This is a genomic window from Roseisolibacter sp. H3M3-2, from assembly GCF_029211165.1.
In the GTDB taxonomy this organism is placed as follows: domain Bacteria; phylum Gemmatimonadota; class Gemmatimonadetes; order Gemmatimonadales; family Gemmatimonadaceae; genus Roseisolibacter.
Genome location: NZ_JARGEK010000702.1, coordinates 1 through 966 on the forward strand (window position 1 = coordinate 1; position 966 = coordinate 966).

Sequence of the window (966 nt, forward strand, 5' to 3'; positions counted from 1 at the left end):
CCCCCCGGCCGGCGACGCCGGCGACGAGGGCGCCGCCGGGGACCCGCCGCGCGACGCGCGCGACGCGCGCGCCGGCTCCACCAGCACCGTCTCCAGCTGCGCCTCGTACGTCGTCGAGTCCATCGTCGCCTTCCGCGCCCGGAGCGCGGCCACGCGGTCCACCAGCTCGCGCTCGCGCGCCGTCACCGGGCCGGCGGCCACGCCCGCCCCCCCCGCGCCGGCGACGCCGAGCGCCAGCGTCGCCGCCAGCCGCCCGTCCTTCGCCCGCGCCGACGGGGCGTCGCTCGCCACGCCGTCGCCGTCGTCCTCCAGCTGCGCGTGCTCGGTCAGCAGCCGATTCTCCGACTCGTACTTCCGCGCCACCTCGCGCTTCGCGTAGGCGAACGCCTCCAGCAGCGTCACGCGTCCGTCCTTGTCCACGTCGGCCACGTCCTCGGCCAGCGCCGCCGCGAAGTGCGTCGCGAACATCGTCGCGTTGCGCTCGCTCGGCGACTTGGTGGCCGTCACGATCGCCCGCCCCTCGGCGGCCAGCGCCTTCGCGAAGTCGCCGCTCGCGCTGGCCGCGTTCACGAACGCCACCCGCTGCCGCGCCAGCGGCTGCAGCAGCCGCGCGAAGTCCTCCGCCGTCAGGTCGGGCCCCGGCAGGTTGAAGCGCGACACCTCGCCCTGCGCGCTCCCGTGCCCGATCAGCACCACCCACACCTGGTCCCCCGCGCCCGCGCGCCGCGCGACCCGGCCCAGCGCCTGCGCCACCCGCTCGCGCGTCGAGCGCCCCGCGATGCGGTCCGGCGCCCGCGCCGGGTCCTCGCCCAGGTACTCGACGTCCGCCGCCGCGACGCCGAGCCGCGTGCGCGCCGCCTCCGCGATCGCCGTCGCCGCCTGGTGGAAGGCCGCGGCGTAGGCCGGCTCGCCCGACGCGCCGGCGATGACCAGCACGTGCGCCCGCGGCGCCTGCGCCGCCGCGGC

At 79.2% G+C, this 966-nt stretch carries 1 protein-coding gene; it reads right to left on the reverse strand.

All coding sequences use genetic code 11. From position 1 onward, the window contains the following. Positions 1 to 966 (reverse strand): hypothetical protein (locus tag PYV61_RS25840; protein WP_275836762.1); only part of this gene is annotated, 966 nt, incomplete at both ends.